This is a genomic window from Cupriavidus sp. HE11 (assembly GCF_056097175.1).
Map to the genome: position 1 here is coordinate 502,570 of NZ_CP184464.1, position 14,354 is coordinate 516,923.

Annotated in this window: 7 protein-coding genes and 1 other RNA gene; 3 read left to right on the top strand and 5 right to left on the bottom strand. The window is 67.3% G+C overall.

The window, feature by feature from the left end; genetic code table 11:
- Positions 1-49: 49 nt before the first annotated feature.
- Together ACOABP_RS02315 and ACOABP_RS02320 are read right to left on the bottom strand one after the other, a co-directional pair.
- On the bottom strand, positions 50-1,726 hold the full coding sequence (locus tag ACOABP_RS02315) for an L-lactate permease (protein ID WP_474226800.1): 1,677 nt from the start codon (positions 1,724-1,726) through the stop codon (positions 50-52).
- Between the two features lie 337 nt (positions 1,727-2,063).
- Positions 2,064-4,565 carry an adenosylcobalamin-dependent ribonucleoside-diphosphate reductase gene (locus ACOABP_RS02320; protein WP_474226801.1) on the bottom strand — a complete coding sequence of 834 codons (2,502 nt, stop codon included), beginning with the start codon at positions 4,563-4,565 and terminating at the stop codon, positions 2,064-2,066.
- Between the two features lie 161 nt (positions 4,566-4,726).
- Between ACOABP_RS02320 and ffs the strand changes: the two genes are divergently transcribed.
- An RNA gene (gene ffs / locus ACOABP_RS02325) (signal recognition particle sRNA small type) lies at positions 4,727-4,825 on the top strand.
- Between the two features lie 221 nt (positions 4,826-5,046).
- Here ffs and ACOABP_RS02330 read toward each other — a convergent pair.
- From ACOABP_RS02330 to ACOABP_RS02340, 3 genes are all read right to left on the bottom strand, one after another.
- Entirely contained in the window at positions 5,047-8,760 is a 3,714-nt protein-coding gene (locus ACOABP_RS02330; RefSeq protein ID WP_474226802.1) for a UvrD-helicase domain-containing protein, read from the bottom strand.
- Positions 8,757-11,711, bottom strand: coding sequence for a PD-(D/E)XK nuclease family protein (locus ACOABP_RS02335; RefSeq protein ID WP_474226803.1), 2,955 nt, complete (start codon positions 11,709-11,711; stop codon positions 8,757-8,759). Before ACOABP_RS02335 ends, ACOABP_RS02330 begins: the two co-directional genes overlap by 4 nt.
- 69 nt (positions 11,712-11,780) lie before the next feature.
- A complete protein-coding gene (locus ACOABP_RS02340) occupies positions 11,781-12,050 on the bottom strand; it encodes a hypothetical protein (protein ID WP_474226804.1) in 270 nt (89 codons plus the stop codon).
- A 462-nt stretch (positions 12,051-12,512) separates the two neighbouring features.
- Here ACOABP_RS02340 and trxA point away from each other — a divergent pair, with 462 nt between their 5' ends.
- Both trxA and rho read left to right on the top strand, forming a co-directional pair.
- Complete coding sequence (gene trxA, locus ACOABP_RS02345; protein ID WP_066734371.1) at positions 12,513-12,839, top strand: thioredoxin TrxA; 327 nt, start codon at positions 12,513-12,515, stop codon at positions 12,837-12,839.
- Positions 12,840-13,021: 182 nt separating this feature from the next.
- Positions 13,022-14,284: a transcription termination factor Rho gene (gene rho, locus ACOABP_RS02350; RefSeq protein WP_066734373.1), complete on the top strand. Its 1,263-nt coding sequence runs from the start codon at positions 13,022-13,024 to the stop codon at positions 14,282-14,284.
- Positions 14,285-14,354 lie beyond the last annotated feature (70 nt).

A 14,354-nucleotide genomic window follows, 5' to 3' on the forward strand; every position in this document is an offset into this window, starting at 1 on the left:
AAGCCCCGCCTTGGGGCGGGGCTTCGTGTCACATCGGGCTGGCCGGCCGTCAGTGAATCACCATCTGCGTGAACGGATGCACATACGCCTGCAGCGTCACGAACAGGCCGACCATGATGGCCAGCGCGATCGAGTGGAAGAACACGTAGCGCAGGATCTCGCCTTCGTGGCCGTACCACTTGGTGGCCGTGGACGCCACCACGATCGACTGCGCGTCGATCATCTTGCCCATCACGCCGCCGGAGCTGTTGGCGGCCGCCATCAGCGTCGGCGACAGGCCCAATTGCTCGGCCGTGGTCTTTTGCAGGCCGCCGAACAGCACGTTCGACGCCGTGTCGGAGCCGGTCAGCGCCACACCCAGCCAGCCCAGCATCGTGCCGAACAGCGGGTACAGCACGCCGGTCTGGGCAAACGCCAGGCCCAGCGTGGCGTCCAGGCCCGAGTAGCGGGTCAGGTAGCCGATGCCGAACATCGCGCAGATCGTCAGCAGCGAATAGCGCACGAGCTTGATGGTTTCCCAGTATTCCTTGAACAGGCGCGGGATCGAGTAGCCCATCAGCAGGCCACCCACCACCGCCGACACCAGGATGCCGGTACCCGCCATCGACAGCACATTGAAGCTGAACACGGCGCCTTCGGCGATTTCCTTCGGCACCACCGGCGGGCCCTTGATGATGGCCTTGTCCAGCCCCGGGATCGGGTACTTCCACTGCCAGATGCCGTCCATCAGCTTCTTGAACTCGGGAACGCCCCAGACGAACACGAACACGGTCAGGATCACCCACGGCATCCATGCCTTCGCCACCGAAATGCCCACCGATGCGGCAGTAGCCCGGGCTTCGGCTTCCATTGCTTCGGGATGGTCCACCTTCGAGTCGTCGTGGCGGCCCAGGATACGCGTGGACGTCCAGATTTCCTTCGGTTGCCAGATCTTCAGGAAGCCGGTCAGGCAGCCCATCGAGATCAGCGCCGAGATCACGTCCACCAGCCACGGGCCGTGGAAGTTCGACACCAGGAACTGCGGCACCGCAAAGCTGACACCCGCCACCAGGATGGCCGGCCAGATCGCCAGCATGCCGCGGAATCCCGCGAACGCCCAGATCAGCCAGAACGGCACCAGCACCGAGAAGAACGGCAGCTGGCGGCCGATCATCGCCGACAGCTGCACCTGGTCGATGCCGGTCACCGACGACAGGCCGATGATTGGCGCGCCCAGCGCACCAAAGGCCACCGGCGCGGTGTTGGCAATCAGCGCCAGGCCCGAGGCGGCCAGCGGCGAGAAGCCCAGGCCGATCAGGATGGCACCGGTCACGGCCACCGGCGTGCCGAAACCGGCCGCGCCTTCGAAGAATGCACCGAAGCTGAATGCCACCAGCAGCAGTTGCAGGCGCCGATCCTCGGTCACGCCGGAAATCGAGTTCTGCAACACCTTGAATGACCCGTTTATCGTGGTCAGCCGGTGCAGGAAGATGATATTTAGGACGATCCAGCCAATCGGGAACAAGCCGGACACGATGCCGAGCCCCGCCGCCTTGCCGGCCATGGCCGCCGGCATGCCGAACACGAAGGACGCGACGACGATGCCCACCAGCAGCGCCAGGCCGGCCGCCAGGTGCGCCTGCATATGAAAGAACGCCAGCGCGGCAAGCAGCACGGCGACCGGAACCCCGGCAGCAATGGTCGAAAGCGCCATGCTGCCTAGCGGGTCATAGACTTGACTCCACACGATTGAATCCTCCTCTGGTTGATACGGCTGCCTGCCTCTGACGGGCCTGGACCTCCGGACGACATTTGCACCGCCGAGCGACGCAAGCGCCGCCCGCCGGACAGAAAGGGGATTGTAAGGACGGGTTCCCGGCTCACCGCCCAAAATCCGGTCATCGACCCGATGAGCCGGATTCAGGGATCAGGGTTTCTGCGGGGGCAGTCTGGCGCACCTCACATCCTCGCGCGCAGCGTACTCCTTAAAACGATCGTTCGATATAGGTATATGTGATGGAGGCGCGGCCCAAACTGGTGCACGGCTGTGCGTCGTGGGCCGCCCCTCGCCGGCAGGTGCCGGATCAGCCGCACTCGCCCACGTAGCCGCAGTTGGCGCACTTGGCACAGCCATCCACCTTGTGTAGCGCATGCGCACCACACTCGGGGCATGGCTTGCCGGTGCCGATCCCGGTCACGGCCGTTGAAGCCTGAGCGGGCGCCGTCGGCCGGGCCAGCACGACCGCCGCCTCGCCGCCATCGCGCCGGGCGAGCCGGGCCGCCAGCGCTGCCCCGGGCACCTGGCCGCCTTCCTCGTCCAGGAAGCCGCGCTTGATCAGGATGCGCTGCAGCGCGTAGCTCAGCGCCGCCACCTCGGAGTCATGGAAGCGCGGCACCTCGGTACCGTCCTGCCGCACCACCGACCCATAGCGCACGGTGCCCTTGTCCCACACCACGTTGCGCATGTCGGCCAGCGCCTTGGCAATCGGGCCGCCGGAGCGCGCCACCATCGACAGCAGCCGCATCGTCGACGTGATCCACTGCTGCCCCTCGGTGCGCTGGCCGGCCGGCATGAAGAACTCGATCGGCCGCTCGATCGTGACCGGCTGGCCGTCGACCGTGCCTGATACCCGCATGAAATTCACGGTCAGGTAGACGGTCTTGTGGCCCTCGTAGGTCAGGTATTCCACCTTCGACGTCACGCCTTCGAGGTCGCCCAGCGGCCGGCTGCCAAACGGCCGCGTGAGCGGATCGTCGCCGTTCTGCGTGCCCGGCACCGTCGCCGCCGCGGGCGCCTCGGCCGCCGGCGTCACCGACAGCACGGCGCCCAGCACCTGGTTGGGCCGGTAGGTGGCCAGTCCCTTCAGGCCGGCCTTCCAGGCTTCCAGGTACAGGTTGCGGAAGGCCTCGTACGGATAGTCCTCGGGCACGTTCACCGTCTTGCTGATGCTGGTGTCGATATACGGCTGCACGGCCTCCAGCATCCGCATATGATCCAGCGCCGACATCTGCAGCGCGGTGACAAAGCTGTCCGGCAGGCGGTCCATGTCGCCGCCCAGATGCCGATAGAGCCGCCATGCGTGATCGGCCACCTCGAACGTGCGGTAGCTGTCGTCCGGCATGCGCTTGCGGCGGTTGTACGTCCACGAGAACGCGGGCTCGATGCCGTTCGACGCGTTATCGGCAAAGGCCAGCGTGATGGTGCCGGTCGGCGCGATCGACAGCAGGTGCGAGTTGCGCAACCCGTGCGCGCGGATGGCGTCCTGCACGGCGTCCGGCAGGCGGCTGACGAATCCACCGCGCAGGTAGGCATCGGCATCGAACAACGGGAAGGCGCCCTTCTCGTCGGCCAGTTCCACCGACGCCAGGTAAGCATGGTCGCGCATCGATTCCGAAATCCGGCCCGCCAGCGCGCGTGCCGCGTCGGTGTCGTAGCGCAGCCCCAGCATGACCAGCGCGCTGCCCAGCCCCAGGAATCCCAGCCCGATGCGGCGCTTGGCCTGCGCTTCGGCCCGTTGCTCGGGCAGCGGCCAGAACGTGACATCGAGCACGTTGTCGAGCATGCGCGTGGACACCCGCACGACTTCGGCAAACGCAGCGAAATCGAAACTGGCCTCGTCGGTGAACGGCTGGCGCACGAAACGCGTCAGGTTGATCGACCCCAGGCAGCAGCAACCATACGACGGCAGCGGCTGCTCCGCACACGGATTGGTGGCCTCGATCGTCTCGCAGTAGTAGAGGTTGTTGTCGGCGTTGATGCGCGACAGAAACAGGATGCCGGGCTCGGCATGGTCGTAGGTGGCCTGCATGACCTGGTCCCACAGCCGGCGCGCCGGCACGCGGCGATACACCCACTGGCCATCGTCGCGCCGGTAGGCGCCGGCCGCGATCACGTCCATGCCCGGCTCGGCCTCGTGCACCAGTTCGATCTCTTCATCGGCCTCCACGGCCCGCATGAATGCGTCGGTCACGCCGATCGAGATATTGAAGTTGGTCAGGTCGCCGCGATCCTTGGCGTGGATAAAGCTCTCGATATCGGGATGGTCGCAGCGCAGCACACCCATCTGCGCCCCGCGCCGCGCGCCAGCCGATTCCACGGTGGCGCACGACGCATCGAACACCTTCATGAACGACACCGGCCCCGAGGCCCGCGAATGCGTGGCACGCACCAGCGCGCCCCCCGGACGGATCGACGAAAAGTCATAGCCCACGCCGCCGCCGCGCCGCATGGTCTCTGCGGCCTGCGCCACGGCGGTGTAGATGCTGGGCTTGCCGTCCCTGGCCTCGGACACCGAGTCGCCCACGGGCTGCACGAAGCAGTTGATCAGCGTGGCCTGGATGCCGGTGCCGGCGGCGGAATTGATGCGCCCGGCCGGCACGAAGCCGTTTTCCAGCGCCCAGAGAAAGCGCGCTGCCCAGGTGTCGCGGTGATCGGCCGGCTCGACGTCGGCCAGCGCACGTGCCACGCGGCGGCGCACATCGTCGATGTCGCGCTCTTCGCCCTTGGCGTATTTTTCCTGAAGTACTTCGATGGAGATGTCTTGCGGCACGAGTGCGCCGCGGAGGATCTGGTCGTTTGCGTTCATGCCCCAACCTGTCTGGATGAAAAGTCGGCAGAAAATGCCGTCCGCCATGCTGCCAGCATGGCCGCACGACACCCCGGTATCAGATCAAACTCCCGTCGAACAACCCTCGTAGAACAACGAAATTGGAAACGTTGTGCCAGGTTGGGTTACAATGCCGGTCGGACGGGCCTCCTCGCATGGCGGCGCGGTCAACCTGGTCAGGTCGGGAACGAAGCAGCCACAGCCGTTTTCCACCAGTGCCGAGGGTCAGGCTCGTCCCCCTTCTTCCTGCATTTTCCGTCTTCACGCGAAGTTCTTCGCGATAAATCCTCGAAATTGAGATCTTTCCTGCCCGATGGCGGGAGACACGCGCTGGCGCACGGCATGGCGAACATTCGCGCATCCTTGGCGCGAATCACCTCGTCCATCGTCTCTCGCAGCGGGCTGGAGAGGGGCGTTCGGCCCCTTGGAACCCACGTCTATTCTGCGCCTGTTTTCCGGATCAGAACAACGATCCCTGCTGCGTCGTGGCGATTGGGGCATTCGGCATCTGCGCTGGCGCCCGCGACGGCGCCGTCGCACGCAGCGACTCGGCATCGATCCACGCCCCGGCGGCCGTTGCCACCCCGGCCTCGATCCGCTTGCCGGGGAAGATCGGCTGCACCGCCGCCACATAGCGCGCCAGCTGCGCGCCATAGGCCGCGTGCTCCTGCGGCAGCAGGCGCTGCTTGTAGTCGATGATCACCACGCGGTCGTCGAACTCCACCAGCCGGTCGATCCGCAACAGGCGGCCCCGGCCATCGTAAAGCTCCACCTCGTTGCGAGCCGACACCGCGTCGGGCGCGAACAGCAGCGGCCGCAGCGCCGGCGCCGACAGCATGGCGTGCAGATCGGCCACCGCGGCCTCGGCCTGCCGTTGCCAGCGCTCGCGCGCCTGCGGCGCGCCCGCCCCGGCCAGCGGGAACCAGCGCATCACCGTGGCGGCGTCCGGCACGCCGGCATAGGCGTCCGGGTAACGCGTCAGCCGTTCCAGCAGCGCGTGGACCAGCTCGCCATGGGCGGCCGCCTCGGCGTCGAACACCGTGGCTTCGGCCTCGTCCTCGAAGGCGCCTTCGGCTGAAGCTCCGGACAACCCTTCACCAACCAGGCCGCCCACCAGGTCGCCTGTCATGTCACCCACCGTGTCCGCCGCATCGCGGTAGCGCAGCCGGAAATCCGTATAGCGCACGCGCTCGCTGGCCGGACTGAACGTGTCGGCGGCGGCGATATCGGCCTCGGGATAGGCCGCAACTTCGTCGCCAATGCCAGCCCCGGCCAGCCGCACATACCAGCTGCCGGCAATCTCGGCGCCATTGGCATCTTCCTTTGCGGCCTTGCTGGCGCGCCCCTTGACGCCGCTGACCAGCAGCCCCTGCTGCGCGCGCGTCATCGCCACATAGAGCAGGTTCCAGTTTTCGCGCTCGGCCAGTGCGGCTTCGGCCTCGAACATCGGTGCACGCGCCAGGCCGCGTTCGCTGCGCTTGCCGTAGGCCGAGAAATGCCGCGGTGCGGGCGATGCGGGCGGCCAGTCCACCAGGATGCCGCCACGGTCGGCGGCGGGATCGCTGTGGTTGGCATCGAGCAGCACCACGAACGGCGCTTCCAGGCCCTTGGCAGCATGCACGGTCAGGATATGCACGGCATCGAGCTGGCTGTCGCCGGCGTCGTCGGGCTCGGCTTCGGTGTCTTCCACGCCTTCGCCCATGCCGCCCTCGTCGGGGCTCTCGTCCTCGTCGCCGCGCCGGATCTCCTGCAGTTCGTCGATAAACTTCGGCAGGCTCGGGTAGCGGCCGCCATCGAGATCCAGCGACAGCTTCAGGAAGGCATCCAGATTGGCCAGCACCTGCTCGCGGATCGCCGACGGCGCGGCCTCCGCGTAGCGGCGGCGCACCTCGCCATGGTGATAGATATGATCGATCAGGTCATGCACGGGCTTGTGCGGCGCCAGCACCAGCCAGGCGCGCAGCCGTGCGATACCGCTGCGCAGCGCATCCGAGACATGCTCGGGCAGCCCGCTGGCGATGCGCGACCACCAGCCGCCCTCGCCTTCGATCAACGCCAGCAGGATCAGGTCGTCGTCGGTGGCGCCCACGATCGGGCTCTTGAGCACGTGCGCCAGGTCGAGATCGGATTCCGGCGTCATCAGGAACGCCAGCAGCGCGGAGATATCGAGCGCCTCGAGCGTGGTCAGCAGGCCGCCCCGGCGCGGGCTCAGGCACGGGATGCCGGCTTCGCGCAACGCGCGCTCGTAGTCGGGCAGATAGGTCTTGCGCCGCACCAGCAGGTGCATGTCGCGCCAGGTGGCGGGCCGCGACACGTCGCCCTCGCGCACCGGAACCTGCTCGCGCAGGTAGTGCAGCCACGCGGCCACGCGGCGGCCTTCCTCGAAGCGCAACGAATCCCCCTGCTGCACGCGCGGCTGTGTCAGCGTGTCGCGATGGCCGTCGCCGGCTGGCGGGTCTTCGGTTGCTGCGGCCGCCTCATGGGCGCCATCGGCACCGTCGGCGGCGTCGGCGGCGTCGGCATCCTCCTCCACCAGCGGCAGCAGCCAGACCGGGCCTCCGGGGTCTTTCAGCGCCGTGGTCTGGGTTTCGTAGAGCGGATAGCGGCCGTCGGCGCGGGCGTGATCGAACACGGCGTTGACCCAGTCCAGCACTTCCGGGCGATTGCGGCGCGTGCGGTTGGTGCGCAGCACCGTGGCACGGAACTCGGCCTGCAGCATGTCGCGCGCAGCATCGAACAGGCGTGCGTCGGCCCGGCGGAAGCGATAGATCGACTGCTTGGGATCCCCCACCAGGAATACGGTGGGCTTGTCGCCCAGCCCCTGGTAGCCGGCCAGCCAGCCCTGCAGGATGCGCCATTGCAGCGGGTTGGTGTCCTGGAACTCGTCGAGCAGCAGATGGCGATAGCGCGCATCGAGCCGCACCTGCAGATAGGTGGCGGTTTCCTCGTCGGCCATCAGGCGCGCGGCCAGCCATTCGAGATCGGCGAAATCCATCGCGCGCTGTTCGCCCTTGTAGCGCTGGTAACGCTCCAGCAGCGCATCGCCCAGCCGGTAGAGCGCCAGGTTGATAGCCAGCACGGCGGCCTCGCAGCGGCGCGCGGCAATGTCGTCGAGCCGCTCGCAATGGTCGGCCACGCGGTCGATCAGGTCTGCGGCCCCGCCTTCGCCGCCACAAACCTTGACCAGCGCCGAGGTGGCCTTCATCGCGCGCGGCTTGCCGGCATCGGTGAAGAACGCGGCGCGCAACTGGCCAAATGCCTGCGTGGCGGCATCGCCTGGCGCGGCACCGGCATCGCGCCAGGCCCGGATCGCGCGCAGGCCATCGACCAGCCGCGACGCGTGCGTCTGCTCGGTCTTGCCAGCCCGGCCAAGCGTCAGCGCAAGCTGGGCGCAGTCCTCGAGCCAGTCGTCGTCGGCCAGCGCTTCCACCAGTACGTCGGTGGTGGCGTCATCGCCTAGATCGGCGGCCAGCCGCTGCGCCGGGTCGCCAGCATCGCCGGCCTTCCCGGCATCACGAAATGCCCACCACTCGTTGCGCGCGTGGAACATGCGATCAAGCAGGCTGCGCGCCTGAAAATCGCCAATCGCATCAACCAGTTGCTCGTAGGCCTGCCGCAGGTCCGCATGCTGCGGATGGGCCAGCGCGCGCCAGAACGGCGCCCAGGCCTCGCGCTTCATGCGCAGCGCATCTTCGCGCAGCGACGCGCCGGGCACGATGCCCGACGACAGCGGCGCGCCGCGCAGCAGCGTGCCAAACCAGCCGTGGAACGTGTCGATGGCCATGCGGCCCGGCGATGCCAGCACCTGCGCATGCAGCTGGCGGGCGCGCGGCAAAGCGGCGCGTGCGGCATCGGGAGCCAGCCCGCGCATTTCGAGCTGGGCCAGTACGGCGTCGTCCGATCCGCTTGCCAGTTGCGACAGCACCTCCAGCAGGCGTTCGCGCATCTCCTCGGCAGCCTTGCGCGTGAACGTGATGGCAAGAATCTCGTGGGGCGCGGCGCCGGCCAGCAACAAGCGCACCAGCCGTGCCACCAGCAGCCAGGTCTTGCCGCTGCCGGCGCAGGCCTCGACCACCACGGAGCGTGCCGGGTCGCAGGCGGCTCGCGTGAAATCGGCCTCGCCCACGGGCTGACCATCGCGCAGATAGGCGTGGATGTCCTGGCTGGCGTTCATGTTCGAAGATCCGGCAAGGCGGTGGATTCCCAGAAGCCCTTGCGGCACAGGCCACGCGCTTCGCAATAGGTACAGGCGGCGGCGTCGCCGAATGCGGGCAGCCTGGCGCCCTGCCGCAGACGGCCCACGTCCTGCCGCAACTGGCGCTCCAGCCACGTCACGGCAGCCTGGAATTCGGGCAGGTCGACTTCGCGCTGCGCACCGGGGGCGCTGTCGCGGCCGCCCTGCTTCACGCCTTCGAGCGACACCCAGCTGCCGGCCACGGCATCGGCACGCAACAGCCCGTAGAACGCGAGCTGGCAGTCTTCCTCGGCATCGCCAACCTTGCGCCGCAGGCGGCTGGCGGGCTGGGTCTTGTAGTCGAGCACCGCGTGCGCGCCGTCCGGGCCCTTGTCGAGACGGTCGATACGGCCTGCCAGCCGCAGCGGCACGCCGTCGGGCATCGCCACATCGACGCCGGCGTCCATCTCGCCGCCGCGCCAGTGCCAGCCCATTTCCTCGCGCGCGGCCTGCCAGGCCACATACGATGGCAGCACCTCGCACCAGCGGCGGTAGTAGCTGATCGCGTTGCCGTCCTCGGCCATCTGCTTGCCGAACACGGTGTCGGAGATCTGCTGCAGGCGTGCCAGCCGCCGCGCGTCGTCGCGCTCGTCGGCTTCGTGGATCTCCTGGTGGTATTGCAGCAGCACGCGGTGCAGCAGGTTGCCGATATCGCGCTTTTCCAGGTCGTCGTTGAGGGCTTCGAGCCCGGCCAGGCCCAGCATGCGGCCCGCGAAGAACTGATACGGGCAGCGGCGCAGCATGTTGTACGCGGCCGCGCTCCAGCGGGCCGGCACGCGTTCCGGCGCCATCGGTGCCGGCATATGGCCCGGCTGGGCAAAGGTATCCAGCAGTTGCGGCGGCGCCCCGGCTTCGATCGGTGCCCCGGCGCGCGCGCAGCAGGCGGACAGCCGCTCGATCCAGCCCGACACATGATGCGGCTCGCCCCGGCTGCCGTAGCGTTGCCAGGTCAGCACCACATCGTCATTGTTGAGCAGTACTTCGGCCAGATCGCGTGCCTGCTGCGCAAAACGTGCCTCGCGATCTTCCAGGCCCAGTTCGCGGCGCATCTGGTTCGAGAAGAACATCAGCTCTGCGGCGCTCGATGGCAGCTGGGCATCGTCGCAACCCACCACCACCACGCCGTCGAAGCGACGCATCCGTGCGCCGTTGAGGGGCAGGATCGTGATGCGCGACTGGCTTTGCGCCAGCGGTTCCTTGTAGGCCACCGTTTCGAGCAGCGCCGCCAGCATGGCGCGGAATTCCTGCTGGTTCAGCGTGGCATGGCTGCCGGTTTCGTCATCGGACAGCTCGGCCAGCCGGGCCAGTGCATCGAGCAGTTGCTGGCCGGCGTCGTCGGCGGCCAGCGCGGGACGCATCGCCAGCGCGTCGAGCGTGGCGTCGAGCCGTCCCAGCCAGACCGGCAGCGGCTGCTGGGCATGGCCGCGCGGCCATTCGGCGGCCTCGTCGGCCAGCATGGCGATCAGCCCGCGCGCGGCGGCGCGCACATGCAGCGTCGTATCGCTGGCCCCCATGGCCTCGGCGTCGACCACAGTCGTGCCTTCGCGCTCGGCGAACAAGTGGCGCAGGCGCGCCCAGCCGCCGGTGATCGCATCACGGCGAATCTGACGCTCCAGCAGCGCGATGGCCTGGCCACGATGCGCGGCATCGGGCAGGCAGAACGGCGACTTCAGCAAGTCAAGCAAGGCGGCGGTGTCTCCGTCGCGCACCAGCACGTCGAACCACCGCATCAGCGCGGCGGCGGCACGCGTGGTAGACAGCTTCCAGCCAGTTTCATCGCGCACCGGCGCTCCGGCGCGTGTCAGCAGTGCGCGCGTGCGGCGCGCCACGACGCGATCGTGCGCCACCAGGGCCACGTGCTTGCGGCCCTCGTTGAGCCATTGCACGAGCTGCGCTGCCGCCGCAGCGGCTTCGTCCTCGAAACGGGCGCTGCCGATGACCCGAACGCGCGGGCGCAGTTCGGGCAGCGTCTGGGGCAGCGTCTGGGGCAGCGCGGGCATCTGGGCATCGTTGGGGCGCCTGTCGCCGGCATGATTCCCCTCGGCCTCGCCGCCCTCCTCGTCCGGCGCCACCGGATCGGCACGGCGCGCCTCGGGCCACAGCGCCAGCAGCGTCTGGTACCAGTCGGCATCGGCAAGCGCTTCGCCGCCGGTCCAGTCGTAGCCCGCTTCCAGCGTCGGCACCAGTTCGCCGGCCTGCTGCAGGAAGCTGGCTTCGATCGGTTCGGGCGGCGTCGGGCCTATCCACACAACCGGTCCCGTCACCTGCTGCGCCAGGCGCTGCAGCGCACGGCGGCGGGCAGGCAAGGGGTCGTCCGGGCCCGACAGCATCTGCCAGAAGGCCAGCACGATCTGGGCCTCCTGGCCCAGAAAGCGTTCGGACAAATGAGCGTAGGTACGTTGCAGCGCACCCTGCAGCAACGCGGCGCGATCGTCGCCGTCGATGTCGTCATCCTCGCGAATGGCAGCGTCTTCGAGCCAGCGCGCGCTCAGTTCGTCGCTGATCGACAGCAGCGTCTGCGCCAGGCCCCAGGCCGCGCCCTCGGTCTGGGCGCCGAATGCGGTGCGCAGCCAGTCCTGCGCGCGGATCGCCTGCTGCACGGCCAGCAGCCGCGCCGCGTGGCTGCGCGCCGGTGCCGGTTCGGCATCGAGATCGGGAGGCAGGTCCAGCAGCCAGTGGCCCAGCGTCAGCACCCGTGGCAGCAGGCGCGGCTGCCCGGCGGCGCGTGCTGCGGCGTCCAGCGCCTGGCGCACGCCGGGAATCTGCGCAGCCGTGGGCACGACCACATGCGCGGCCGATGCGGCGGGACCGCAGTGGTCAAGGAAATACCACGTCGCCGTGGCGGCCTGTTCGAGGAACGACGGGCCAGGAGGAAACGAAAGCCGGGTCATGGATGGCAGGGACCGATACGTATCAGCGATGCGGGGCGACCCGGGCGCCCCGGATTGCACGCGGTGGCGTCAGTTGCCGCCCCGGCCGCCGCCTTCGATGCGCGCACGCAGTTCGCGTGCGGTTTCCAGCAACCCCTCGTAGCCGGAGCGCGCATGCTCGGGAAGGTCGGGATCGCCAATCAGCGTGCCGAGCGTTTCCATCACGCTGTACACCAGCCCCTTGGCGGCGCCGGAGGCGATGCTTTCGGATTCGACGGCACGGTTCAGGTGTGCCAGCGCTTCGCTCAGGTGGTCCGCATCGGGGGTATCGGTATCGGGCTTGCGAGGATCGGGCGTCATGATCGATGGCCTATGTCGGAAGATGCAAGATTGGCGCATCCGGCCTGCCATTCTACGCGGTCGCGGATGCGATCCGTCCAAGTGCATTCTAGATCATGCCCGAGGCGATTTTCTACGGGAAATCCCCAGCCTCCCGGGCATTGGCGGGTACAAATACCTCCAATGAGGGATGCCGATTGAGCCAGCCTCTCGGGTCGATTGAAACTATCATCGGCAACAGAAGCCCGGGCGCGGCACAATGTGGGTGTGACCGCCGCGGACGCCTTGTGGCACGCGGCGCGCGGTGGATGACTGCGGGACTTGAAATCCGGCAAGCTGGTAACATATCGGCGTCAATGGCGGCGCGTGTCGCCACGCATTGCCGTCCGGCGGCCCTGCACGTTCTCGTGTAAGGTAGCGGTTCAGCCCCACGGCAGTTGCCCGCCTTCAACATAAACTGAGCGAAACCTGAGGTTCCCCGCCATGAGCGACCAAATCAAGTATGTGAGCGACGCATCGTTCGACACCGACGTGCTCAAGTCCGACAAGCCCGTGCTGCTGGACTTCTGGGCTGAGTGGTGCGGCCCCTGCAAGATGATTGCCCCGATCCTGGACGAAGTCGCGAAAGACTACGGCGACCGCGTGCAGATCGCCAAGATCAACGTGGACGAAAACCAGCAGGTGCCGGCCAAGTTCGGCATCCGCGGCATCCCGACGCTGATCCTGTTCAAGAACGGTGAAGTCGTGGCCCAGAAGGTTGGCGCACTGTCGAAGTCGCAGCTGACTTCGTTCCTGGACGCACAGGTCTAAGCCACCGACCTCCGGCCGGCGCGTTGTGCGCCGGCCCGGCATGATCCGGCCTCGCGTGCGCCAGCTCTGGCGCGCCGGCCGGTTTGTGCTAAGATGCGACCCAACAGCTTCCCCGAGCGTTCGCTCATTCCTTCCCCCTCCTTAGGTCTTGCCCGTCCGGGCCCCTTCTGTACCCCTTGTCTATGCACCTGACAGAACTCAAATCGCTTCACGTGTCTGCGCTTCTCGAAATGGCGGCTACGCTCGAGATCGACAATGCACAACGGATGCGCAAACAGGAACTGATGTTTGCGATCCTGAAGAAGCGCGCCAAGATGGGCGAAACCATCTACGGAGACGGCACGCTGGAAGTTCTGCCCGATGGCTTCGGTTTCCTGCGCTCGCCGGAAACGTCGTACCTGGCCAGCACGGACGACATCTACATCAGCCCGTCGCAGATCCGCCGCTTCAACCTTCATACCGGCGACTCGATCGAAGGCGAAGTGCGCACGCCGAAGGACGGCGAGCGCTACTTTGCGCTGGTCAAGGTGGACAAGGTCAACGGGCAGCCGCCCGAAGCGGTGAAGAACCGCATCATGTTCGAGAACCTGACGCCGCTGCATCCGAACCGGCCGCTCACGCTCGAACGCGACATCCGCGCCGAAGAAAACATCACCGGCCGGATCATCGACATGATCGCCCCGATCGGCCGCGGCCAGCGCGCGCTGCTGGTGGCATCGCCGAAGTCCGGCAAGACCGTGATGCTGCAGCATATCGCCCACGCGATTGCCAACAACCATCCGGAAGCCGACCTGTTCGTGCTGCTGATCGACGAGCGCCCGGAAGAAGTGACCGAAATGCAGCGCTCGGTGCGCGGCGAGGTGGTGGCGTCGACGTTCGACGAACCGGCGATCCGTCACGTGCAGGTGGCCGAAATGGTCATCGAGAAGGCCAAGCGCCTGGTGGAACTGAAGCGCGACGTGGTGATCCTGCTGGACTCGATCACCCGTCTGGCACGCGCCTACAACACGGTGGTGCCGGCCTCGGGCAAGGTGCTGACCGGTGGTGTGGACGCCAACGCGCTGCAGCGCCCGAAGCGTTTCTTCGGTGCCGCGCGTAACCTAGAAGAAGGCGGTTCGCTGACCATCATCGCCACGGCGCTGATCGAAACCGGCAGCCGCATGGACGACGTGATCTACGAAGAGTTCAAGGGCACCGGCAACATGGAAGTGCACCTGGAACGCCGCCTGGCGGAAAAGCGTGTGTACCCGGCCATCAACCTGAACAAGTCGGGCACGCGCCGCGAGGAACTGCTGATCAAGCCGGAAATCCTCCAGAAGATCTGGATCCTGCGCAAGTTCATCTCGGACATGGACGAAGTCCAGGCGATGGAATTCATCCTGGACAAGATGAAGCCGACGAAGAACAACGCAGAGTTCTTCGACATGATGCGTCGCGGCGGCTGACATCGGGCAGTTGCCACCGGCATGAAAAGGCGTACCCTTTGGGTGCGCCTTTTTTCTTTTCCGCCCATAC

Excerpts from the sequence above, each read along its gene's own strand:
- ACOABP_RS02320 (WP_474226801.1), bottom strand. The coding sequence starts at position 4,565 with ATGAACGCAAACGACCAGATCCTCCGCGGCGCACTCGTGCCGCAAGAC.
- ACOABP_RS02330 (WP_474226802.1), bottom strand. The coding sequence starts at position 8,760 with ATGAACGCCAGCCAGGACATCCACGCCTATCTGCGCGATGGTCAGCCC.
- ACOABP_RS02335 (WP_474226803.1), bottom strand. The coding sequence starts at position 11,711 with ATGACCCGGCTTTCGTTTCCTCCTGGCCCGTCGTTCCTCGAACAGGCC.
- ACOABP_RS02340 (WP_474226804.1), bottom strand. The coding sequence starts at position 12,050 with ATGACGCCCGATCCTCGCAAGCCCGATACCGATACCCCCGATGCGGAC.
- trxA (WP_066734371.1), top strand. The coding sequence starts at position 12,513 with ATGAGCGACCAAATCAAGTATGTGAGCGACGCATCGTTCGACACCGAC.
- rho (WP_066734373.1), top strand. The coding sequence starts at position 13,022 with ATGCACCTGACAGAACTCAAATCGCTTCACGTGTCTGCGCTTCTCGAA.